The sequence below is a fragment of the Paraburkholderia sp. BR14320 genome (assembly GCF_040948665.1).
Taxonomy (GTDB): domain Bacteria; phylum Pseudomonadota; class Gammaproteobacteria; order Burkholderiales; family Burkholderiaceae; genus Paraburkholderia; species Paraburkholderia youngii.
The window spans coordinates 12374-33828 of sequence record NZ_JBFPKG010000043.1; the positions used below are offsets into that span (position 1 = coordinate 12374).

General features: G+C 59.1%; 26 protein-coding genes and 1 pseudogene. 16 read left to right on the forward strand and 11 right to left on the reverse strand.

Features of this window, described 5'->3' with window-relative positions; genetic code table 11:
- Positions 1 to 80 precede the first annotated feature (80 nt).
- From AB3X89_RS29615 to AB3X89_RS29640, 6 genes and pseudogenes are all read right to left on the reverse strand, one after another.
- Positions 81 to 473 (reverse strand): VOC family protein, encoded by a 393-nt coding sequence (locus AB3X89_RS29615; protein ID WP_368586455.1) that lies wholly within the window; start codon positions 471 to 473, stop codon positions 81 to 83.
- A gap of 134 nt (positions 474 to 607) precedes the next feature.
- Positions 608 to 1090 carry a MarR family winged helix-turn-helix transcriptional regulator gene (locus tag AB3X89_RS29620; RefSeq protein ID WP_368586456.1) on the reverse strand — a complete coding sequence of 161 codons (483 nt, stop codon included), beginning with the start codon at positions 1088 to 1090 and terminating at the stop codon, positions 608 to 610.
- A gap of 389 nt (positions 1091 to 1479) precedes the next feature.
- Positions 1480 to 1980, reverse strand: a complete 501-nt coding sequence (msrA, locus tag AB3X89_RS29625; protein ID WP_368586457.1) for a peptide-methionine (S)-S-oxide reductase MsrA — start codon at positions 1978 to 1980, stop codon at positions 1480 to 1482.
- Between the two features lie 113 nt (positions 1981 to 2093).
- Complete coding sequence (locus tag AB3X89_RS29630; protein ID WP_368586494.1) at positions 2094 to 2477, reverse strand: BON domain-containing protein; 384 nt, start codon at positions 2475 to 2477, stop codon at positions 2094 to 2096.
- 423 nt (positions 2478 to 2900) lie between these two features.
- A pseudogene (locus tag AB3X89_RS29635) lies at positions 2901 to 3839 on the reverse strand (alkene reductase); the annotation flags it as partial.
- 174 nt (positions 3840 to 4013) lie between these two features.
- A complete protein-coding gene (locus AB3X89_RS29640) occupies positions 4014 to 4718 on the reverse strand; it encodes an SDR family oxidoreductase (protein WP_368586458.1) in 705 nt (234 codons plus the stop codon).
- A gap of 679 nt (positions 4719 to 5397) precedes the next feature.
- Here AB3X89_RS29640 and AB3X89_RS29645 point away from each other — a divergent pair.
- From AB3X89_RS29645 to AB3X89_RS29665, 5 genes are all read left to right on the forward strand, one after another.
- Positions 5398 to 5844: an Ohr family peroxiredoxin gene (locus tag AB3X89_RS29645; protein WP_176107859.1), complete on the forward strand. Its 447-nt coding sequence runs from the start codon at positions 5398 to 5400 to the stop codon at positions 5842 to 5844.
- 74 nt (positions 5845 to 5918) lie between these two features.
- Positions 5919 to 6365 carry an Ohr family peroxiredoxin gene (locus AB3X89_RS29650; RefSeq protein WP_176107860.1) on the forward strand — a complete coding sequence of 149 codons (447 nt, stop codon included), beginning with the start codon at positions 5919 to 5921 and terminating at the stop codon, positions 6363 to 6365.
- A 68-nt stretch (positions 6366 to 6433) separates the two neighbouring features.
- On the forward strand, positions 6434 to 6706 hold the full coding sequence (locus AB3X89_RS29655; protein ID WP_176107861.1) for a hypothetical protein: 273 nt from the start codon (positions 6434 to 6436) through the stop codon (positions 6704 to 6706).
- A 104-nt stretch (positions 6707 to 6810) separates the two neighbouring features.
- Complete coding sequence (locus AB3X89_RS29660) at positions 6811 to 7203, forward strand: VOC family protein (protein WP_176379883.1); 393 nt, start codon at positions 6811 to 6813, stop codon at positions 7201 to 7203.
- A 198-nt stretch (positions 7204 to 7401) separates the two neighbouring features.
- Positions 7402 to 7860 carry a MarR family winged helix-turn-helix transcriptional regulator gene (locus AB3X89_RS29665; protein WP_176107863.1) on the forward strand — a complete coding sequence of 153 codons (459 nt, stop codon included), beginning with the start codon at positions 7402 to 7404 and terminating at the stop codon, positions 7858 to 7860.
- 259 nt (positions 7861 to 8119) lie between these two features.
- Here the strand turns inward: AB3X89_RS29665 and AB3X89_RS29670 are convergent, their stop codons facing one another.
- The 4 genes from AB3X89_RS29670 to AB3X89_RS29685 all read right to left on the reverse strand — a co-directional run bounded on the left by AB3X89_RS29670 (position 8120) and on the right by AB3X89_RS29685 (position 12170).
- The gene (locus tag AB3X89_RS29670; RefSeq protein ID WP_368586459.1) at positions 8120 to 8674 is read right to left on the reverse strand and encodes a hypothetical protein; all 555 of its coding nucleotides are present in this window, start codon (positions 8672 to 8674) and stop codon (positions 8120 to 8122) included.
- A 627-nt stretch (positions 8675 to 9301) separates the two neighbouring features.
- Positions 9302 to 9808: a winged helix-turn-helix transcriptional regulator gene (locus AB3X89_RS29675; RefSeq protein WP_368586460.1), complete on the reverse strand. Its 507-nt coding sequence runs from the start codon at positions 9806 to 9808 to the stop codon at positions 9302 to 9304.
- A gap of 145 nt (positions 9809 to 9953) precedes the next feature.
- Positions 9954 to 11531 (reverse strand): aldehyde dehydrogenase (NADP(+)), encoded by a 1578-nt coding sequence (locus AB3X89_RS29680; RefSeq protein WP_368586461.1) that lies wholly within the window; start codon positions 11529 to 11531, stop codon positions 9954 to 9956.
- A gap of 15 nt (positions 11532 to 11546) precedes the next feature.
- Positions 11547 to 12170 (reverse strand): isochorismatase family cysteine hydrolase, encoded by a 624-nt coding sequence (locus AB3X89_RS29685; RefSeq protein ID WP_176379879.1) that lies wholly within the window; start codon positions 12168 to 12170, stop codon positions 11547 to 11549.
- A gap of 490 nt (positions 12171 to 12660) precedes the next feature.
- Between AB3X89_RS29685 and AB3X89_RS29690 the strand changes: the two genes are divergently transcribed.
- From AB3X89_RS29690 to AB3X89_RS29730, 9 genes are all read left to right on the forward strand, one after another.
- Entirely contained in the window at positions 12661 to 13107 is a 447-nt protein-coding gene (locus AB3X89_RS29690) for an Ohr family peroxiredoxin (protein WP_176107868.1), read from the forward strand.
- A 75-nt stretch (positions 13108 to 13182) separates the two neighbouring features.
- Complete coding sequence (locus AB3X89_RS29695) at positions 13183 to 13629, forward strand: Ohr family peroxiredoxin (RefSeq protein WP_368586462.1); 447 nt, start codon at positions 13183 to 13185, stop codon at positions 13627 to 13629.
- Positions 13630 to 14116: 487 nt separating this feature from the next.
- A complete protein-coding gene (locus AB3X89_RS29700) occupies positions 14117 to 14794 on the forward strand; it encodes a VOC family protein (RefSeq protein WP_368586463.1) in 678 nt (225 codons plus the stop codon).
- A 119-nt stretch (positions 14795 to 14913) separates the two neighbouring features.
- Positions 14914 to 16293: an FAD-containing oxidoreductase gene (locus tag AB3X89_RS29705; RefSeq protein WP_368586464.1), complete on the forward strand. Its 1380-nt coding sequence runs from the start codon at positions 14914 to 14916 to the stop codon at positions 16291 to 16293.
- A gap of 103 nt (positions 16294 to 16396) precedes the next feature.
- Positions 16397 to 17254: an enoyl-CoA hydratase/isomerase family protein gene (locus AB3X89_RS29710; protein WP_368586465.1), complete on the forward strand. Its 858-nt coding sequence runs from the start codon at positions 16397 to 16399 to the stop codon at positions 17252 to 17254.
- A 112-nt stretch (positions 17255 to 17366) separates the two neighbouring features.
- On the forward strand, positions 17367 to 18128 hold the full coding sequence (locus AB3X89_RS29715) for an alpha/beta hydrolase family protein (protein ID WP_368586466.1): 762 nt from the start codon (positions 17367 to 17369) through the stop codon (positions 18126 to 18128).
- A 203-nt stretch (positions 18129 to 18331) separates the two neighbouring features.
- Positions 18332 to 18538 carry a BON domain-containing protein gene (locus AB3X89_RS29720; RefSeq protein WP_368586467.1) on the forward strand — a complete coding sequence of 69 codons (207 nt, stop codon included), beginning with the start codon at positions 18332 to 18334 and terminating at the stop codon, positions 18536 to 18538.
- Positions 18539 to 18547: 9 nt separating this feature from the next.
- Positions 18548 to 18688: a hypothetical protein gene (locus AB3X89_RS29725; RefSeq protein ID WP_368586468.1), complete on the forward strand. Its 141-nt coding sequence runs from the start codon at positions 18548 to 18550 to the stop codon at positions 18686 to 18688.
- Between the two features lie 15 nt (positions 18689 to 18703).
- Positions 18704 to 18976: a hypothetical protein gene (locus AB3X89_RS29730; protein WP_368586469.1), complete on the forward strand. Its 273-nt coding sequence runs from the start codon at positions 18704 to 18706 to the stop codon at positions 18974 to 18976.
- Positions 18977 to 19080: 104 nt separating this feature from the next.
- Here AB3X89_RS29730 and AB3X89_RS29735 read toward each other — a convergent pair whose 3' ends face one another.
- Positions 19081 to 19290 (reverse strand): hypothetical protein, encoded by a 210-nt coding sequence (locus tag AB3X89_RS29735; RefSeq protein WP_368586470.1) that lies wholly within the window; start codon positions 19288 to 19290, stop codon positions 19081 to 19083.
- A gap of 281 nt (positions 19291 to 19571) precedes the next feature.
- Between AB3X89_RS29735 and phoU the strand changes: the two genes are divergently transcribed.
- Complete coding sequence (gene phoU / locus AB3X89_RS29740; RefSeq protein WP_368586471.1) at positions 19572 to 20279, forward strand: phosphate signaling complex protein PhoU; 708 nt, start codon at positions 19572 to 19574, stop codon at positions 20277 to 20279.
- Between the two features lie 647 nt (positions 20280 to 20926).
- Positions 20927 to 21376 carry an NUDIX hydrolase gene (locus AB3X89_RS29745; protein ID WP_368586472.1) on the forward strand — a complete coding sequence of 150 codons (450 nt, stop codon included), beginning with the start codon at positions 20927 to 20929 and terminating at the stop codon, positions 21374 to 21376.
- Positions 21377 to 21455 lie beyond the last annotated feature (79 nt).

Here is a 21455-nt window from a genome sequence, read left to right on the forward strand (position 1 = left end):
GCGCGGCCCGAAGTCTGCGTGGCCCTCGGAAGAGAGTTTGAGCTGATCCCGGCCCGTGGCGACTGGCTCAGGAAGCGGCGCTAACTTGGAATGCGGTACAACCCGCATATTTTGTTGCCATCCGGATCGCGTAGGTAAGCGAGATGCAGCTGGCCACCAGGTGCTTCGCGCACACCCGGAGGCGCTTCAATCGACGTACCGTGGTTAGCAAGACCAGCCGCGTGCCAGAGATCCACCTGCGCGGCCGACGAGCACTCGAAGCCGACCGTTCCGCCGTTGGCGTACGTGGCCGGTCGCCGATCGAGCGGCTCGGTAATGATGAACATTCCCGTGTGGTTGCGATACACGTAGCGACGACGGTGGACGTTGTCGTCGTTGATACCTTCGTCATAGCCGAGTGCGCCCAGTACGGCATCGTAAAATCGCTTGGCCTTTTCGAGGTCGTTCGTACCTACCGCAATGTGACTGAACATTACTGGCAATCTCCTGTTCGAATGGTGACTAGATCTGAGTGTGCCTGCCGTGGACTGGCTTTTGCTGATATTGAGCAGTTATCAGCCGCGCCGTGTTTAGTCTGACGCGACATATGTGGAAAGCGCGAAGAGATTCAGTCCCTCATGCCTGACGTCAGTTGTCGAGGGCGCTCAAGGGTGGTCCGCAGCTTCGAAATGACCTCCTGTATATGCAGAACCTCGCCAAGCCCCAGCCCCGTCTTCCTGGCGGGATCGGCGCTCAGTGCTTTCTCGCGAAGCTGCCGACCGTTTTCTGTGAGGCTGATCAATACGCGACGTTTATTCTTTGGATCGCGCTGTCTATCCAGATAGCCCATGAGTTGCAGCCGTTCTAATATTGGCGTTAGCGCGTTGTTCTTTAAAAGCAGCTTCGCTCCTAGCTCGCCGACGGCCTGAGGTGAACGCTCCCAGAGCGCAATGATTGTGACGTATTGCGGATAGGTGAGCCCCAGTTCGTCGAGGATCGGACGATAGGCTTTGACGAAGGCAAGGTTTGCTGAGTAGATCGCGAAACAGAGCGATTCAGAAAGCTTTACGGATGCCACGAACGGGTGGTCTTTAGATCTCGTCTGCATCATCTGGAAAAACGTAGGAATCCAATGAGACTCTCGTATGGTGACGTGGAAAACTCGGGATCACGAACGACTGCTACCTGCATGCGCCTCCAGGCTGCTGTGGAGCAGATAAAACACGACGTAGCGCCAGGCGACAGGACGGCTGGCTCTGTCGAGCTTGTTGAAGTGGAGCAATTCGGGACACTCTCGTTCCGCCGAACTCCGCGGAGTCTGATGGAGTTCATACGGCAACCGGGATCGTGGCACCATTGGAATCAAAGCTAGTCGTTGTAGTCTCGAGTAATATCAGCAACGTCTTGGCGAGTTGGATGCCTTGTGGCGCGTGGATCTTGCAACCCGATACGTAAGCATTTGCAGCCATGTTGGCGGTCCGGCTCGGCTCACGGCTCGGCTCACCTATCTACCTTCCATTCCTGCCGAACGAAATGGCAGGTGTATCCGTCGGGATTGCGTTCCAGATATCCTTGATGCTCCGGCTCGGCTTCCCAGAATTCCCGCGCTGGCGCAATCTCGGTGACAACCCTACCAGGCCAGAGGTCGGACGCATCGATTTCGGCCACCGTGTCACCGGCTACCGCTTTTTGCTCTTCGCTGAGGTAGAAGATTGCTGACCGGTAACTAGGTCCGATATCATTGCCTTGTCGGTCAACAGTCGTCGAATCATGTATCTGGAAGAAGAACGCCAGGAGCTGGCGATAACTTATCGTTCGCTTGTCGAATACCACCTCAACGGCTTCTGCGTGTGTGCCATGATCGAGGTAGGTGGCGTTAGGCGTGGAGCCACCGGTGTAGCCTACGCGCGTTGAGATTACGCCGGGAAAGCGACGCAATAGCGCTTCCATTCCCCAGAAGCACCCACCAGACAAAATGGCAGTTTCGGTTTCCGTCGTCATTTCATTCCTTTTTCATAGTCAATGGATGCCTGGCTGGCATCCAATCGAAGTTCTGCTTCACTCATGATCGTCAGGCGGAATGCAAACTGCCTGACATGACAGTGGCAAAGCAATTACCGAGGCGTTCTGATGCCAAGCCGGTTGTTCATAGAGCTCACGCCCTCTACTTTCCCGGCCGCATTGCCAGCAAGGGTGATCTGATCGTCGCTGATGCAACTGCCGGTTAACGTGACCATGCCGTCGACGGCGTTGACGTAGATATTCGCGGGACTCAATCCCTTGGTGCGCGAGAGCACATGACGAACCTTCTTCGCGAGCGCGCGGTTTGCGGCCTTTGCAGTTTTGGGTGACGTCAGCACCGCAGCATTTGTCTGAGCCGGTGGTGACGTTGCGTCTTGCGCATGTGCACCAAGGCCAAGCGTCAACGCGAAAGCAGTGACAGCGGATTTGACGGCGCGAGTGACTCGCAATTTGGTATTCGTTGTGTGGATGAGCATGACATTCACGACAAGATCTCCTCGGTACATGGCCCAGTCATTCCGGGCCGGGTTTATAGTTCGTATGCGATGTAGTCGCGTGCGTGTGAGGATGCGACAAAGAGTCGCCAATGTCAACACCATGCTATCTAATCGCATGCGATTTGTGCGAAGCTGGTGAAAGCGTGGCCCTCTTGGAGAGGCCTCGCGGACGGCCCCGTTTCACATGCCGCGTGAACTTGTCAGTGGGTCAATTGGTCACGGGTCGAACCATATAATCTTAGCGAACCTAAGCACCAGCGGCCGCAAAAGCAGCGACCGTGATCGTCTATCTGTCGCCGTAGCAACGATCTCAAAATGACGCGGTTTGGATAGGGCGACTTCTACCTCATGACGGAGCAGACGAGTAGCTCCAGTGTCAACGCCGAGCGATGAATTGGACATTTGCAGCGCCGGGTAGTCCGTGTAACGGGTTTCCGCTTCGGCGTAGTAAGTGTTTGGATTGGGCGGGTTCAACAAAGCGTCGAGATTGAAGCGACGCGGCGGGTGGGCTTAGCTATAAAGAGCTGCCCCACGCGATGGCATCCGCTTCGAGCGCCTGCTGAGCCGATGCCCGCATTAACTTCTCGTTCGCCATGTACGGTCCGCCGACTGCGGCTTTCAGTTTTGGACCAAGAGGGTTCTCGCCGAGCAATTCCCGGGCGGCGATGAACGCGATCCTGCGCTTGCCGAGCTCGTGACCGACCTTAGCCGAATGCAGCCGCTGGGTCGGAATCACCCATCATACCCACGTCGCCTCGCGGCGCGAGGTACACGCCAACACGGTTACCGCCCCATACGTCGATGCAGGCGTCGGTTACTTCGAGAAGGAGGCGGGCGCGATTTTCGATTGAACCGCCATACGCGTCCGTACGATGGGTTGTGCGTCCTGCAGGAACTGGTCGAGCAGACAGCCGTTCGCTCTGTGCACTTCGATGCTATCAAACCCGCGGCCTTGGCATTCCTGGCGCCCGCACGTGGTGCGATTGCGCTTGGCGCAACCGCCAGATCACCGTTCAGGAAGATTGGATCCCGACAGACATGCCAAAGTTGCAGAAACATCCTGCCGCCAGCGGCGTGGACGGCTTCGGTAACGAGCTTCCACCGTGGGACCTCTTCCTGCGACCAGATGCCCGGCGTCCCGGCGTAGCCGACACCTTGCGGCGTGACGGACGTGACTTCCATGACGATCAGTCCGGCAGACGCGCGCTCAGCGTAATACTTAGCCATCAGTGAGTTAAGCACGCATTCATCACCAGCGGGCTCGCGGGTTAGCCGGGCCATGATGATGCGATTAGGCAACGTGAGGTCGCCAACCTGGAGAGGATCAAAAAGAGTCGGCATGACAGTTTGCTTTTCCTGACCGACATATCGTCCGCGACGATGAAACCAGCGCGATGCGCGAGCTGAAAAAGGTCCGACTTTCCTGCCAGCATCTATTCACGAAAGGTGTTGACGCGCATCGACGAAACCCAGACGTGAGGGTCCCGGGCGTCACGCCACGGGACCGTTTCGGCGTTAGCGTTGCGCCGCGTCTTTCAAGTAGATGCCCTCAGACAGCCCGGCCTTTATTTGCCGACTGATGGTGTCTGTCGACACTTCCTCCGCGCCGGCCTCGATAGCTTCGTACGCCTGGCGCACGACGTCGGCCGGGGTTGCTTTCGGAACTTCCAGTCCGCGCACCAGATCCGTATCGATAAAGCCAGCATGCAGCCCGACAACCTGCGTGCGCTGTTCCCGCAGCGACTGGCGCAGGCCGTTAGTCAACGCCCACGCGGCCGACTTCGACACGCCGTAGGCAGAAAGAATTGGCCGGTTCACCCAGCTCGCGACTGATAGCACGTTCAGAATTGCGCCACCGCCGTTGGCGGCAAGGTTCCCTGCAAACGCTCGCGACGTCGCGAGCATCCCGACCACATTGGTCTCGAAGTGATCGCGCAGCGCCTCGATTGCGCTGTCGTCGGTCAGGCTCCCGAGTCGCGCGATACCCGCGTTGTTGATGAGTAAAGTGACATCTCGCGCTGCGTCCGCGGCCGCGGCTACGGCTGCCGGATCGGTCACGTCGAGCTTGACGGGAATGACTCCCGGTAACGTCACGCTGCCCGGATCGCGTGCAGCTGCATATACCTTCCACGCGCCTCTTTCTAGCGCCTGTTTTGCGAACTCGAGGCCAAGCCCGCGGTTCGCGCCCGTTACAAAAACGACAGCATCTTCGATCTTCATAGTCATTCCTTTCGCATGTTGAATCGCATGCGCGTCGGCTCGCCGTGCGCGTGGGATCTGTTGGAAACAAGGCTGCATTCGCTTACCGAAACGTTGCGCCGTGACTTCCCGCGCAGCAGCTAATCACGGCGCGCACCCGGCGCCGGCTTGCTTTCGTCGGACGATTTGTGACCTTTCACGCACCGCAGACGACGATGGCGAAGGATATAACTATGAAAATCATATTGTCAAGTGCGGCGTGAGTTTCCCGGACGATTTCCTGCGGAGCCGGCAAGTGCCGTGGCAATGCAGTTCACCTCATCGGGAACGTGCCGGATAGGCGGCGCAATCGTCCTGGCATCCCCGTAACAGTGGTTGCCTCAGTCGTAACGTGCTGCGCGCCGTCGCCGCCTGACAGGGGCACCGGTTAGACGTGTGCACACCTACTCTTGACAGGCGCCGCAATGCACATCATTCGCCGGCCCCAGGTCGGCCACGCGGTGGTTGCTTGCTTACACATTGAAAGACCGGCGTCACCCTACTGGCCAACAGTGAGATCGGTACTCAGGCTATCGAACAAGTGAATTCGATTAAAAAGTTTGCGATTGACATCGGCCGTGTCTTTCTCCATTATTCGACGCAAGCGATTCCAGCGCATGCGATCTAATAGCTTGCCCCCTTACTTACACAGGAACCCATCATGACCAAGATCGATCAAGTCCTCTTCTCAGGCAACTCCCACGCCACGGTCAACCATGACCCCGATGTCCAGCGTGGTGAGCACGGCGTGCTCGACCTCAAGCTTTCGGCTCTTAACAGCGAAGGCCGCAACTTCATTGCCACCGAGCTGCACCCGCGCGCCGAACAGCTGTTTTCTGGTGCCTGGTCGGCTTGCTACATCAGCGCGTTCGAAATTGCTGCTTCGCTGAAGAAGGTCACGCTGCCGACCGACTATTCCGTGGACATCAAGGTCAGTATCGGAACGGTCGGTAACGGATTCTGTCTTGGCGCCGAGTTCACCATCCGTGCACCGGGTCTGGCAACCGAAGTTATCGAGGCAATCGCGAAGCGCGCCCACGAAATCTGCCCGTACTCGAAGGCCGTTCACGGCAACATCGAAGTCGGCCTGAACGTCGTCGCTGCGTGACAAATAGATCGCACACGATCACATCGGACAAGATTTAATTAGTTTTATTACCTTTATATACCCAGGAATCCATCATGGAAAAGATCGAACAAGTCCTCGCTGCAGGCAACTCCCACGCCACGGTTAACCGCGATCCCAACACCCATCGCGGCGAGTTCGGCGCCTACGACCTGAAGCTGACCGCGCCTTTCATCGAAGACGTCGAGTACATCGGCACGGAGCCGCACCCGCGCGCCGAGCAGCTGTTTGCTGGTGCCTGGTCGGCCTGTTACACCACCGTGTTCGGAATGGCTGCCCAGTCGAAGAAGGTCACGCTGCCGGCTGACTATTCCGTGGACATCAAGGTGAACATCGGCCAGACCGGTGCCGCTTGGTTCCTTGGCGCCGAGTTCAACATCAGCGTGCCGGGTGTGGAAAAAGAAGTCGTCGAGAAGATCGCGCACCTGGCCCATCAGATCTGCCCGTACTCGAAGGCTGTGCGCGGCAACATCGAAGTCAGCACGAACATCGTCGCGGCGTAATCCGCATGGGCACGTGTCTCTTTGCGGGGGCGCGTGCCCTCCACTGAACACCTTTACGGAATCTCATCATGAAGACCAAGCTAATCGTTGCACTGCTCGTCGCAGTTTCCGCGTCCGTCACCGCACCCGCGTTCGCCAGCGGCTATGGACCGGCTCCTTTCTACAAGCCCTCAGTCGGCGCGCCGGCATCTCAAAGCGGTCAGAGCCTGCGAACCGTCGCCGCGGAACGGGAGGACGCAGCCAGCACCGAGAATTCGTACGGCGGCGTAGTTTCCGGTGTATCACAAGCGGGGAGCCAGGTCGCGGCAACGCCGCGCGATAACTTCCTGTCGCATCACTAAATCGTGCATTCCGATCGCTGAGCCGTCGCGCATCTTCGTTATTCCTGCGCGCCGGCCACAGCATCGGGCGGTCCATAACCTATTCACCGGAATTGAAGCAAGCAATGTTCAGTCATGTAACGGTCGGCACCAACGACCTGGAAAAAGCAAAGCGGTTTTACGATAGCGTGCTGAGTGTTCTCCACTATGGCGGCGGTCTTAACGACGACAACGAACTGCGTCGGCGTTATGTCTACCCCGCAGATACGGGTTTTTTCTTTATCACCCAGCCGCTCAATGGCCAACCGGCGACCAGCGCGAATGGTGGGACCGTGGGATTTAACTGCCAGTCGATCGAACAGGTCGACCGATGGCATGCCGCCGGTGTTGCCAACGGTGGAGAATCAGTTGAGGCGCCGCCCGGCGTGCGTGAGTCCAGGGTCGGTCGCCTCTACCTCGCCTATATGCGCGATCCGGACGGCAACAAGCTCTGCGCCGTGTACCGGATGCCGGTATGAGGCGTGCTCGGGAAGCGGAGACAATCGCCGCAGGGCGGGACGGCGCCGCGCAACCTCCAGGATGTGCGACAGGCGGCCCAGCAAATAACGAGGAGTTGTACTCCCCTACGGCAGGGATGCGGCGCATGGTATGTTGCGATACAATCGCATGCGATATATATTTTGTGATACGTCAGGCTCCTGCCAAGGAGGATACACATGAAATCCAGGGATCAACTGGCACCCGAAAACCTGATGCTTTCCGACTACCTGTGCTTTGCGGTCTACTCCGCGAACCTGGCTTTTGGCAAGGCGTACAAGCCCATCCTCGAGGAACTCGGACTTACCTACCCGCAATTCATAGCGATCATTGCGCTGTGGGAGGAAGACAACCAGACGGTCAGCGGTCTGGGCGCGAAGCTCTTTCTCGAATCCAACACGCTTACTCCGATGCTGAAGAAGCTCGAGGCGATGGGCTATCTGGAAAGGCAACGCGATCCCGGTGATGAACGCCAGGTGCGGATCAGTCTCACAAAGACTGGCCGGCGACTGCGCGAAAAAGCGCTGAAGATGGACCTTGTCGAGACGGGCCTCGCGCCCGACGATTTCGCAAAAGTTCAAACGGCGGTCGTGACGTTGCGAAACAACCTTATCAAGTCAGTCCAGAACGGCGAATAAACGCTTACCGGCGGTATCGCAGCGGCGTCCTTTACGGACATTCAACCGGCGCGTTGGCTCTTCGTGCACGACGATCTGAAGGGCGAGCTACTTTCGGAGAAAAGCGTCCGAAGCTAATCGGACTTCTGCGAAGAGACACGTTGGGAGCAGCCGTGCGGGTGCGACGATGGGACGGCCGACGTCTGGGCGCCATGGCGTAGTCGACCGTCGCGCGCCGACTATGCCATCGGTCCGTGCATCTGCAGACGTACGTCTCAATTTATGTTTGTATTGCCGCAGATTCCTGGTTGATGGGAATGGTGCGATGACTCATGCGTGGCGCCGGCCGCTCTACGACGTCGTCACAACCGGCTTGCAATGCTGCATCGCCCGGTTCAGGCAGATGTCTGCACAAAAGTGCCGCGAATCTGGAGGCCGACAGTTCTGCAACGTTGCTGGCGAACGTTTGTAGAAACGTCTGCAGCGATGTACCGTTGTCTGCGCCCGATGAGCCAAACAAGGTGGTGAAATCCTGCTCCAACTTCGACACCACGTCGTTCACTGAAGTCGTCGAACCCGTATCGCTGCTTCCGCTGGCTTCTCCGGTCTGGCTGCTTTCCGCGCCAACGGCCCGTGCGAGCGATTCAAGCCCTGCAGCAAGCGGATTCGAGTAAGCCGTGGCTGATGCAACGTTCCCCTGATCACCAGAATTGCGCTGCGAGGCGGTGCCGTATTGCAGGCCTGGGGCGACCTGAAGGATCTGGCCCGATAAACTGCTCAAATGTCGCATCAACACCTGCTCCGGATAGCGACCCCGCATGCGAGGTGGTGCCAATGCCTTGGGCTCCTCCGGATGCAGGCGTACCGGTTTGGCCGAACGGGAGAGCGAGTCCCGGTTGAGAAAGCGCCTGAACGATCGCTTGCACCAGCGGATTCCCGGGGGGCGACGATGGAGTCTCCGTCTGCTGCTTGTACGTTTGTGCGAGCGGCTCGCGCTGTACGCTGATCCCGGTACTTGTCCCGAATCCAGCAATAGCTGAACACGGAGGTCTTTGTAGTCCTTGCTGTTGAGTTGATGTGCAATCGTCAGTGGTCACTTTTCCTTGTCAGATCCGTTGTCGAACAACTTCAATGCTGCGTTCGCCCGTTGAACAGCGTTAGTTCATCACACAGCTGCTACGAACGGAGAGCCCTTGGCAGAGTCGGGGAATGCGACGAGCAGTGCGATGATCCGGTATGTTTTCGTGGCGCAGACTCCAGGAAAGTGTTCTGTCGCGTTGAATCACTCAATTTATTGCATGCGATAAATGGTGACGAAGAAATGTCAATTCCCAAAGCGTAGGTGAGCCTGTTTCATCGACTTTCAGTGTTGCTCGAGAGGGCCCCCCTGCGCTACAGCTGCCACAGCTATGGCTTCTCCCGCGGTCCTCTCTTATTGCGTCGACCTAGCGGCGCGTATGAATCACGCGGACTTAGCGGTCTTCACTGCGTCCTGTCGCGCCGCGCGCTCCTGCGCGTAGGAAGGGCTAAACTCAGCCTTTAGATCTTCCCGTCGCAATGGTTGACCACAGGCTTGGCAGACTGTGCCAATCCCGGCATCGTGGCCACAGGTTAGGTGCGTATAGAGGACTGCGACGTCCTCGTTCGGGGACTTGTGCCATGTCTCCCCCCATTCGCGGAGCGCAAGGATGACCGGGTAGAACGCCCGACCCATTTCCGTGAGCTCGTATTCGTAGCGAGTGGGCTTTTTCATGTAACGCTTGCGCTCGATCATGCCGTTTGCTTCAAGTCGTTTGAGGCGGGACGAGAGCATCTGCGGTGTTGCCTGCGACTGCGCCAACAGGCCGTCGAACCTTCGGTTGCCCATGAACAGCTCGCGCAAGACCAAGACAGTCCAGCGGTCGCCGATGACATCCTGAGACCGCGCGACCGGGCACAGCGTATCGCTACTCTTGGACAACGCAGGCATGCAAGACCTCATAAACGAGGATAAGTATGATAATCATATCTATGATATCACGGGTTCGCCGCGCGTGCGTACGCCGCGAACTCGTGACTTCGCAGTCTGTGCGGATTACGCGCTGCTGCCACGCTACTTTCAAGCAGGCGGCCGTTCAGGCCTTGGACAACTCGCCGTCAGTCAGACGCCAGATGCCGCACGGGTTGCTATGCCGCAAAGCTTCCGGTAGCAGGTCATCCGGAAATCCCTGGTAGCAGACAGGCCGCAGGAAGCGCTCGATCGCAGTCATGCCGACAGAGGTAAAGCGGCTATCCGAAGTTGCCGGGAAGGGGCCACCGTGGATCGACGCATATGACACCTCTTGTGGATGCGCAAACGCATTGACGACGATCCGTCCCGTACGACGTTCGAGAAGGGGCAGCAGGCGCGCGGCGAGTGTGTGATCAGCGGGATCGATGTGCATCGTTGCCGAGAGCTGGCCCCGAAACTGCTTGGCGATGGCGGTCAGTTGCTCGAGGTCCCTCACCCGCACCAGTAGTGCCGCGGGTCCGAAAACCTCTTCCGACAAAGCCGGATTCTCCAGCATCCGGGCCCCGTCGATTTCGAAGAGAATCGATTGACCGTCCCACGCACCCTGTGGCTCTCCGCCCGCTGCGATTCGCCTCGCCCCGGCGTTGCTCTGGCGTTCGACGTTCTTCCGATAAGCCGTGAAAATGCCTGGCGTCAACATCGTGCGCGCCTGCATTGCTTCGACGCGGGAGATCATCGCCGCCTTCAGTTCAAGGTAACCCGGCCCGTCAATGGCGAGCAGGATGGCGGGCTTCAGGCATGCCTGACCGACGGTAACGAGCATGCGTTCGGCGAAACCATCGCCAATGACGCCACCCCGGGCAGCGAGCGCAGCTGGCATTACGAAAGTCGGATTCACACTCGTCATTTCGGTAAAGACCGGTATTGGGTCTGGACGCTGCTGGGCGCGCCGGAACAGTGCCATTCCACCGCCTTCCGACCCTGTGAAGGTGACTCCCCTGATGAGCGGATGGTCGACCAACGCCTCGCCGATTTCGTTCCCACCGCCGCGGACCAGAGAAAACACGCCTTCATGGAAGCCCGAATCCTTCACGGCTTGCTGGATCACCCGACCCATCATTTCAGACGCGCCTGGGTGCCCGTTGTGGGCCTTCACGATGACAGTGCAGCCGGCAGCCAGCGCCGACGCAGTGTCCCCGCCCGCGACCGAATAGGAAATCGGGAAATTGCTCGCACCAAAAATCGCGACCGGGCCGAGTCCGATTTTTTGCATCCGATGGTCCATTCGTGCGCGCGGCTGACGTTCCGGTTGAGCACGGTCGATCGTCGCCTGGCGGAAGCGCCCCTGACGGACGACGGTCGAGAACTGACGAAACTGCAGTGCAGACTTCGCGGCCTCTCCTTCGAGTTGCGCGACCGGCAAGCCGGTTTCGAGCGACGCGCGTCGCGCGAGTTCCGGCGTGATGACGTCGAGGCCGTCGGCGATTCGCTCAAGGAATTCGGCGCGATCGATAAGGCTGGTGTGAGTGTAGCTATCGAACGCCTCGTCGGCGAGTTGTGATGCGCAATCAACCTCTTCAATTCGGCCGAATGCGAAGGTCGGTTCAATCTCGACATTCAATGTCGGATTAAGTGCCTTCATGCTGCCGGACGTCCCCGCGACTTCCTGCGCACCAATTAGTAGATTACCGGTGAGTTTCATGAGAGTTCCTTTCGATCAGGCGGGAAGTGCAGCAACCAGCTCTGCCGTCGTCAGGATTTCATGGGCGAACGTGGGACCATTCAGTTCGTGCGCGGCGCGCATCATTTCCTTGGTGAAAGCCGCTGTAGCGTCTCGAACGAGTGTGACGTGATAACCCAGTTCCATTGCAAAGCGGCTCGTTGACTCAATACAGGTATTCGCCAGCAGGCCGACCACGATCACGTGCGTGATCCCTTGCTGTTTGAGCTGGAAGTCGAGGTCAGTGTTAGCAAAGCCGCTTTGGCCCCAGTGCTCGTGAGTGATGATGTCGCCTTCCTGCGGCACAAAGTCGGGATGCCACTCACCACCCCACGTGCCCCTGGCGAACGTTTGACGCTTCTGCACGAGGCGTTGAGTCGGGTTCGGATGATCCCAGTTGTCGTAGTCGCCGGGTTGCCAGCGGCGATGCGGGACATAGACGACCTGAACGCCTGCTTTTCGTGCGGTATTGACCGCGGCGCGGAGATTGTCGAGCAGACGGACTTCCGCGGCGATATCACGCAGCATCGGAAAGAGCTTGCCGCCATCGGAGAGAAAATCGTTGTACGGATCGACCAGCAACAGTCCGGTGCGGTCCGCGTCGTATGCAGGGTTGGACATTTCAATACTCCATTAGGTCAGTGTGCGAATGAAGCATTCGCGTTGCACAGTCGGCGCCGGGTTGCGTTTGTTGGACGATTCGTGACGCCTCACGCATCGAAGATGGTGCGGGAAGAATATAACTATGATAATCATATCGTCAAGAGAGACACGGCTTTTCGGACGATCCGCCGGAAGCTGACCCTTCTTCGGTACGCTGTCCAGCGAACCGCAGAGCGTGCCGGGTGGGCGCGTCATTGACCCCGGCGACGCGCCAGAATTGACCTGCTCTCCGGTGGCGGACAAGATAGCGCGCGGCCCGTACGAAGCCGCAACAGACAGGCGGCATCGGGCTGGCCAGCAGCGGATCCACATTCATGCTATCGACGAGGCGTATGCGATTAAATCTTTTTCGATTGACATCGGGCTCGTCTTTCTCCATTATTCGACGCAAGCGATTACATCGCATGCGATCTAAGGTGCTTGACACCTTTAACCAAACAGGAACCCCATGACCAAGATCGACCAAGTCCTCTTCTCAGGCAACTCCCACGCCACGGTCAATCACGACCCCGATGCCCAGCGCGGTGAGCACGGCGTGCTCGACCTCAAGCTGTCGGCGCCCAACGGCGAAAGCCGCGATTTCATCGCCACCGAACTGCATCCGCGAGCCGAGCAGATGTTTGCGGGCGCGTGGTCGGCCTGTTACATCAGCGCGTTCGAGATTGCGGCCTCGATGAGGAAGGTCGCGCTGCCGTCCGACTATTCCGTGGACATCCAGGTCAGTATCGGCACGGTCGGTAACGGGTTTAGTCTCGGCGCCCAGTTCACCATCCGCGCGCCGGGTCTGGCAGCGGAAGTCGTCGAGGCACTTGCGAACCGCGCCCATCAGATCTGCCCGTACTCGAAGGCCGTGCACGGTAACATCGAGGTTGGCCTGAACGTCGTCACGGCTTGATAAGTAAATCGCATACGATTACATCGGACACGAGATAAAAGGTTTTATTACCTTATACACAGGAATCCATCCATCATGGAAAAGATCGAAAAAGTCCTCGCTGCAGGCAACTCCCACGCCACGGTCAATCGCGACCCCGATGCCCAGAGCGGCGAGTATGGCGTCTATGACCTCAAGCTGACAGCACCCGGCGTTGAGGATCTCGATTACATCGGCACCGAGCCGCACCCGCGAGCCGAGCAGCTGTTTGCTGGCGCCTGGTCGGCCTGTTACACCACCGTGTTCGGGATGGCGGCCCAGCTGAGGAAGGTCACGCTGCCGCCCGACTATTCCGTGGGCATCCGGGTGAACATCGGGCAGACCGGTGCTGCGTGGTTCCTCGGCGCCCAGTTCGACATCCACGTGCCGGGTGTGCAAAAGGAAGTCGTCGAGAAGATCGCGCACCTGGCCCATCAGATCTGCCCGTACTCGAAGGCTGTGCGCGGCAACATCGAGATCAGCACGAACATCGTCGCGGCGTGATCCGCATGGGCACGTGTCTCTTTGCGGGGGCGCGTGCCCTTCACTGAACACCTTTTGAGGCTGATTCTTCGAAAGCATGCTGCGATAGCAAACGTCTCATCTTCCGCGCGCTGCCATCGAGAGTCATGAGGCTTTTGACCGTAGCCTGTCGAGGAGCAAGATTTGACGGGTAGGGTCATGCTGATAGGTTTTCGTAATTGTGCTGACCTACGATAGCACTCAGGCCTGCGACGGCGGGTGTTGCCAGCGCAGGGGGCTTTGCGTGTGCGTCGATGCTGGCGTCAACCGAATGCCAGGCCCGATCGTCGACGGCTAGATGCAGATGTCCAGGCCTGAGGGTCGAGCCGACCGCGCCGGCGCTGAACACCGATTTAAGCGATGATTCGCCGCAGTCGATCCTGCCCAAATTCCATCCAGCCCTCATCGTCGAGAGTTGCTGTCGTCAATCTCAAAGGCCGCGTTGCAGTCCTGGCAATCGGAGGTTCACATGAGCAGCGCTGCAGTCGAGACTCATAACGTGCGCGGTGTAGACATGAAGCTCGAGGTCATCGTAGTTCCTGTTTCGGACGTCGATCGCGCCAAGCAGTTTTATGACGGCTTGGGATGGAGGCTTGACGCCGACTACGCCTCCGACGATGGCAACTTCCGCGTGATCCAGTTCACGCCGCCCGGTTCCGGGTGCTCGGTCATCTTCGGCAAGAACGTCACCGCGGCAACGCCTGGCTCCGCCCAAGGACTGTACTTGATCGTCTCCGACGTCGAGGCGGCTTGCAAGGAACTGCTGGGTCGAGGGGTGGAGACGAGCGAAGTGTTCCACGACGCCGCTGGCGTGTACGCCGGCTCGGATGAGCCCTATCTGTTCGGGCGGATCCGGGTTAGCGGTCCAGACCCTGAGCGTCGGAGCTACCGCTCGTTCGCCTCGTTCAGCGATCCAGACGGCAATGGCTGGCTGCTTCAGGAACTCACTCACCGAGCGGCCGGTCGTGTGGACACAGACGCCATCACCTTCACCTCAACTGCGGATCTCGCGGCGGCGTTCCGACGGGCGGAGGCGGCGCATGGCGAGCACGAGAAGCGGACCGGAGGCCAACGCGATGAGAATTGGCCCGAGTGGTACGCGCAGTACATGGTTAGTGAGCAGGCAGGCAAGGAATTGCCTTTGTGAGCAGGCACCTGCGACGAACGCTTTCGTAACGCGGAGGGGCGAAACCTCGCGGCTGCGGTTGCTTGAAAAGGTCCAGGACCTGTCACTACTGCGCATAGCTTCTCAACGGAAGGTCGCCAATGACGAGCGATTTCGACGCAATCATCATCGGGGCCGGGCAGGCCGGTCCATCCCTCGCGGGCCGGCTGACCGATGCCGGAATGACCGTCGCGCTCGTCGAGCGCAAGCTCTTCGGGGGAACCTGCGTGAACACCGGCTGCATGCCGACCAAGACACTCGTGGCCAGTGCCTATGCCGCGCACCTGGCGCGGCGCGGCGCTGAATATGGTGTCGTGCTGGATGGTCCCGCCCGGATCGACATGGCGCGGGTGAAGGCGCGTGCCGACGAAGTCTCGCGCAACGCGCGCACGGGCGTCGAGCGCTGGCTGCGCGGCATGAAGGGGTGTACGGTGCTACAGGGCTCCGCTCGCTTCGAGTCGCCGGACACGGTTGTGGTGGGTGACGAATACCTCCGCGCGCCGCGCATTTACGTCAATGTCGGCGGGCGCGCGATTGTCCCGAATCTTCCGGGCATCGATCAGGTAAGCACTCTGACCAATACGTCAATGCTGGCGCTCGACCGCGTGCCTGAGCATCTGGTCGTAATCGGCGGAAGTTATATCGGACTGGAGTTCGCTCAGATGTACCGCCGGTTCGGCGCAAGGGTGACTGTCGTGGAGCAATCGCCGCGCCTCGTTATGCGTGAAGACGAAGAGGTCTCGGTTGCGATCAGGGAGTTTATCGAGTGCGAGGGCATCACCGTGCGGGCCGGTGCCCAATGCATTCGTTTCGCCCCGCATGCGGCAGGCGTTGCCGTCGGGGTCAACTGCACGGACGGCGAACCGGAGATCGTGGGCAGCCACGTCCTCCTGGCCGTGGGGCGTCGGCCCAACACGGACGACCTCGGGCTCGACGAGGCCGGAGTCGCGACCGACGCGCGCGGCTACATCCGCGTCGACGATCAGCTCGCGACCAGCGTGCCCGGTATCTGGGCACTCGGTGATTGCAACGGCCGGGGGGCCTTCACACATACGGCCTACAACGACTTCGAGATCGTTGCGGCCAACGAGCTTGATGGCGAGGCACGCCGGGTGAGCCAGCGGATCCCGGCCTACGCCCTGTTCATCGATCCGCCCCTGGGCCGCGTCGGCATGACCGAGACCCAGGCGCGGGCGAGCGGCCGACCGCTGCTGGTCGGGCACCGGCCTATGACCCGTGTCGGGCGCGCCGTGGAGAAGGGCGAGACAAAGGGTTTCATGAAAGTGGTCGTTGACGCACAGACCTCGAGAATCCTCGGTGCGGCCATCCTGGGTACTGGTGGCGACGAGGCCATCCACGGTCTCCTCGACGTGATAAACGCAGGCCTCCCGTATACGACCCTCCAGCACGCAGTCCCGATCCACCCCACCGTATCTGAACTCATCCCGACCGTGGTCGCAGAGATGAGGGCGGTTTCTTGAGCCGGCTTTTCTGTGCAGTAGAGGTTCCCGACGTGTATGCCGCCGCGACCTGAGATTCCCTTGAGCGCAACGCTGGTCTACCCATCCCCGTAGGAGAAGCACCATGCCTGACGCCTCACAGTTCGACATCGACCTCAGCAGTCCGGGCCGGTGGACGATCACCTTCAGCAACCCGCCGATCAACATGTTTGTTCCTGCGACGATCGTCGAATTGGGAACAGTAATGGCCGACCTCGACTCGGACCCGTCCGTGAAGGTCGTTGTCTTCCAGTCGGCGAATCCAGATTTTTTCGTCGCCCATCTTGATGTAGCTAAGGCGGCCGAACGGCCAGATGTGTTGGGTCTTTGGCGCGACTTCGTCCTGCGACTCGCGTCATCGCCAGTGGTAAGCATTGCAAAGATTCGCGGCCGCACGCGCGGCATCGGGAACGAGTTTGTTCTGGCCTGCGATATGCGCTTTGCCAGCAGGCAGAGTGCCATATTTGGCAACCCCGAGGTCGGGGTTGGTCTGGTTCCGGGAGGCGGAGCACTGGAATGGCTCCCGCGCCTGGTCGGTCGGTCGCGGGCACTTGAGTTTGTTCTCAGCGCCGACGACTTCGACGCCGACATAGCCGAACGCTACGGCTGGGTAAACCGCACGTTGGAAGATGACGCTCTCGACGCCTTTGTCGATACGCTGGCCCATCGCCTGGCCTCTTTCGACCGTGAAACACTCGGCGCGGCGAAAGCTCAGATCAATCGTTGCGGAATGCCGGCGGCTAGCGAAATCCAGTCGAGCATTGACATGTTCTTTCCGGCGCTGGCCTCGCCAAGTGGGCAGGCCCGCCGCGCCAAGCTCCGGACCCTGGCCTACGGAGTTCCGAGCGATTTCGAATTGAACTTCGGCAGGTACCTGCCCGCGCTAGGGCAGGCGGGCGACGATGACACGGGCGCGCCGGTCGCCGGCGCGGCAAAGGGCTGAGCCTCCTCCTGCAATTCGCGCGGCGCCCGTCGACGCGGTGCGTCGCAGGTTTTTCCCTAGCCTCAGACTTCGTCTCGGACATCCGAGATGTCGCGACCAGGAGATCACGGCGATGATGAAGCAGAAGGTTTCTTTCGAGAACGATCGGGGTGAATTGCTGGCCGGACTCCTTGAGCTTCCTGACCAATCTGTCGCATATGCGCTGTTCGCGCATTGCTTTACTTGCGGTAAGGACTTGAAGTCCGCGTCGAAGATCGCACGGGCGCTGACTGAGCAGTCGATTGCCGTACTTCGCTTCGACTTTACAGGGCTTGGTAACAGCGACGGCGATTTCTCCAACAGTAACTTTTCCTCCAACATTAGCGACCTGCTGGCGGCAGCGGATTTCCTCAGGAGGGCACATCAGGCACCAATCTTACTGATCGGTCATAGTCTGGGTGGGGCTGCAGTTTTAGCCTCGGCTTCCGACATACCGGAATCAAAAGCGGTCGTTACGATCGGGGCTCCTGGCGACGTGCGGCATATTAAGCACTTGTTCAAGGACAGCATCGAATCAATCGAAAGGCTCGGCACCTTGACGGTACAGCTTGCCGGTAGGGACTTCACAATCAAGCGTCAATTCCTCGAGGACGTTAACGAACACCGGCTGGAAGAGAAAGTCGCGAGGCTGAAGAGGGCATTACTTGTCTTCCATTCTCCTCTGGACGATACCGTTAGCATTGAACAGGCGCAAAAGATTTTCCTTGCGGCGAAACATCCAAAAAGTTTCATATCGCTGGATCGGGCTGACCATCTACTCAGCGGCGGTAAAGATGCAGAGTATGTGGCACGTTGTATCGCCGCGTGGGTGTCGCCATATATCCCTTCACGATAGGCGGTAATAACTTTAATCCAGCAGTGCAGCAGTTTGGGCGGTGACCAACCAGAATTGGAAACGCATTGCCTGCCCGCAGGCAGCCGTGGGAAGTTGTGTTGTGACTTAGGCTTCGCGAAATCGGTCCCACACCCCAATGTCTTTAGCATTGACGCACTGCGTAAAGGTAGTCACCGCAATCGTCGAAGCAGGCCAACTACGCATTGGCAAAGAAAGTGCGTGCCGCGCTGGATCACGCGAAGGACATCAGGCCGGAAAATATTGTGATTCGCGCTCGCGGTGGCGCGGTAACGCTGGAAGACACCGTTCCGGATTCCTCGCAGGTCGACAAGGCCACTCAGGTCGCTCAAGGCGTTGCCGGCGTGACCTCTGTCAAGAATGCATTGACCATCAAGGAAGTGGGTCAGTAAGGCTGGCCTTTGGCGAAGCAGTCGGAGGATGACGCCGATCTCGACGATGTGCAGATTGCCCTGTCGCGGGTGAACGCGGGCGAGTTCTCGACGATATGCACGCGCCTCGAAGCCATGTCGGGCGTGCGCGAATGTCGACGCGAGAAATAAGGCAGAGAGACAGTCATGACCCGAAGCTACGACTATGAAGGCTTCATGCTCGATATCTCTGTCGAGTCCGATTTCAGCATCGGACCGAACAGGCGCGAGCCAACGCGGCCAGGGTACGTTGCTATCGTCAGGATATTTCAGGCTGCGAGTCACGTAGCCGTGTTTTCATCGTTGCGCTTTGGCGAAGCGCGCGGTCGTCCCTTCGCAACCGAGGCTGACGCGCTCATGGGTGGATACAGCGCCGCGTGCAAACTCGTCGATGATCTGTTCTGCCATGACCGGCACTGATTTGACTCGTCAAGACCCGACCGTTACCTGTTCGATTCCTTCGCACGCAGGCGGACACAGGCGAGCCCGCACAGGGGCGCTACCTGTTAGGCCGCGAGCGCGGCTCACTTCGATTTCGGTGGCCGGCCGGTCTTGACCGGTTCGACCGCCTTGACGGCCGCAAGAAGACGTTTCGTCGGCTCAGATGCCAGCAGAAGTAGCCCTGCACGGACGAGCTCGCTCTTCTTCACGGCCAGGCCCGCATCGAGGCACCGCTGCTTGAGTACCGCGAGTTGCTCGTAGTCCTTCCTCGGCATCGTGAAGGTGTCGCGCACGACCTTTTCCTCTTTGACATGCTCCCTGCGGTCCCGGACAGCGGGCGCAGAAGGCGCTTCAACAGGCATCGCCTTCCGGGACTGTGGCTTGGCCGCAACACGTTGGGTTTGCGCAGTCTGGACTGACTTCCCGCCGGCCGCTGCCTCGTTGGCACTGTGGTCCGGCGATACATGCGCCCGCTTGCCGCTTCTGTTCCTGGTAGCCTTTGGCTTCACGATTCTTTCAGGTTTGACAAACCGTACAAACAGTTTATCGTCATTCTGGCAAGAGGAGGTTTTCTATGCCAGACAAACACATTTCCAGCCAGTTCGATGCCGACCTGGAACACCTATCGTCGAGATTTTTCGAAATGGGTGGGCTGGTTGAGTCCCAATTGGCCAATGCGATGGAGGCGCTCAGCCGCTTCGACATGGGTCTGGTCGAGAAGGTGGTTAGCGAGGAGCGTCGACTCAATGCGATGGAAGTCGAGATCGATGCCGAGTGCAGCAACATCATTGCCCGGCGCCAGCCCATCGCGTCTGATCTGCGTCGACTGTTGGCCTTCTCAAAGGGGATCAGCAATCTCGAGCGCGCAGGCGACGAAGCGCGCAAGATCGCAAAGCGGACGCGCAGAATCGCGGATGACACTGCGGGCAGGAGCATGAATATCGCGGAAATCCGGTCGTCCGGTCAGATGGCGGGAACCATCTTTCACAACGCGCTCGCTGCATTCGCGCGGCTCGATTCGGTTGAGGCAGCCCGGATCATGAGTGAGGATGAGGCGATCGATGAGCAGTACCGCGCATTCGTGCGCAAGCTGCCAACATTCATGGCGGAGAATCCCCGCATCATCACTTCCGCACTCGACTACGTGTCCATCGCGTCGGCCATCGAGCGGATCGGTGACCATGCAAAGAACCTGGCAGAACTTGTCATCTATGTTGCCAAGGGTAAGGATGTCCGTCACATTTCGCGCGACCGACTTGAGCGCGAGGCCCTCGATGGTTGAGAAGCGCACAGCAGTGGCGCGAAGTCCCGACAGCCGCGTCCGCACGTGCGGCATCCCGTTGTGAGCTTCATGAAGTTCGCGCGGTGGACAGTCAGTGTGTCGGGGAGGTAGTGCTATGAAAATGTCTCACAGAATGAAGTCCGATTCGCCCGGGCCGGTTTGGGGGCTGATTACGGGGATTTTCCTGATGGTGGCTGGGATCGGCATCTGGATCTATGTGTAATCATCGAAACCCGGCAATTCCATTGATGAATCGCTCGCGATGGCTGCAATGCTTGTCGGCGCCTTTTCTGGCTGTCTACGCCGGCCTGGAAATCAGGCACAGACATCGATAGTTCCGCAGTCGGCAGCCGGGGCAGCACACGCCAGGGCTCGTCGAGGTAAGCGCGTTAGCGGGTAGCCGGAACGGAAAGCGTGCTGGCCACGACAAGGATGCCGGGCGGTGCGCGATTTCAGGCGACGAGCGCGTTTCCATCTTTTTTCTCCTCGGTAGAACACGATGCCCGATATGCAGGTGTCCGGTCAGGGAGTATTGGGCGCGCCCGTTGCTGCTGCTTTGTGAAGGACGGTTGTTGGCTGGAGCCAGAGTCCTAAACGTCGTTCCAATTCGGCAGAAGAATACCGAAGCTGTACTGAGGCCTGGAAGCATGAAAGAGAGAGCAACCGTCGTGTGCTGGCAGCGAGAAAGAATTCTCCTCGTAGAGCGGGGGCGAACGAGGTGGTCGCTGCCCGGAGGTACGATCCGGCGCGGCGAGTCGCCGGTCGAAGCTGCTCAGCGCGAGCTCATTGAGGAAACGACGCTCGTGGGTCACGAGCTGGGGTACCTGTTCCAGTTCGGCGGCCTGAACAAACGACACCACGTGTTTTTTCTAATCTTGCCTGAAGATGCCCGGCCGGAACCGAGCGATGAAATACTGCGGTGCCGCTGGTTTCGCCCCGGAAAAGTGGCTACGCTCATGACCAGCGTACCGACACACGAAATCGTCACTCTTCTGTTCAGTCACGAAGCAACCCACTCACTGCGCGATTCTGCGTCGTCGTCAGCTCAGCGGCGAGACCAGACTGTTGTGGGCGACGTGGCAGTGCAGACCGTATAGCGCTCAATCGCGAGGACTCGTATCAGGAGGATTACATCGCGCGATGCGCGGAGTACCGCTGATCGCGCCAGTTTGCGCA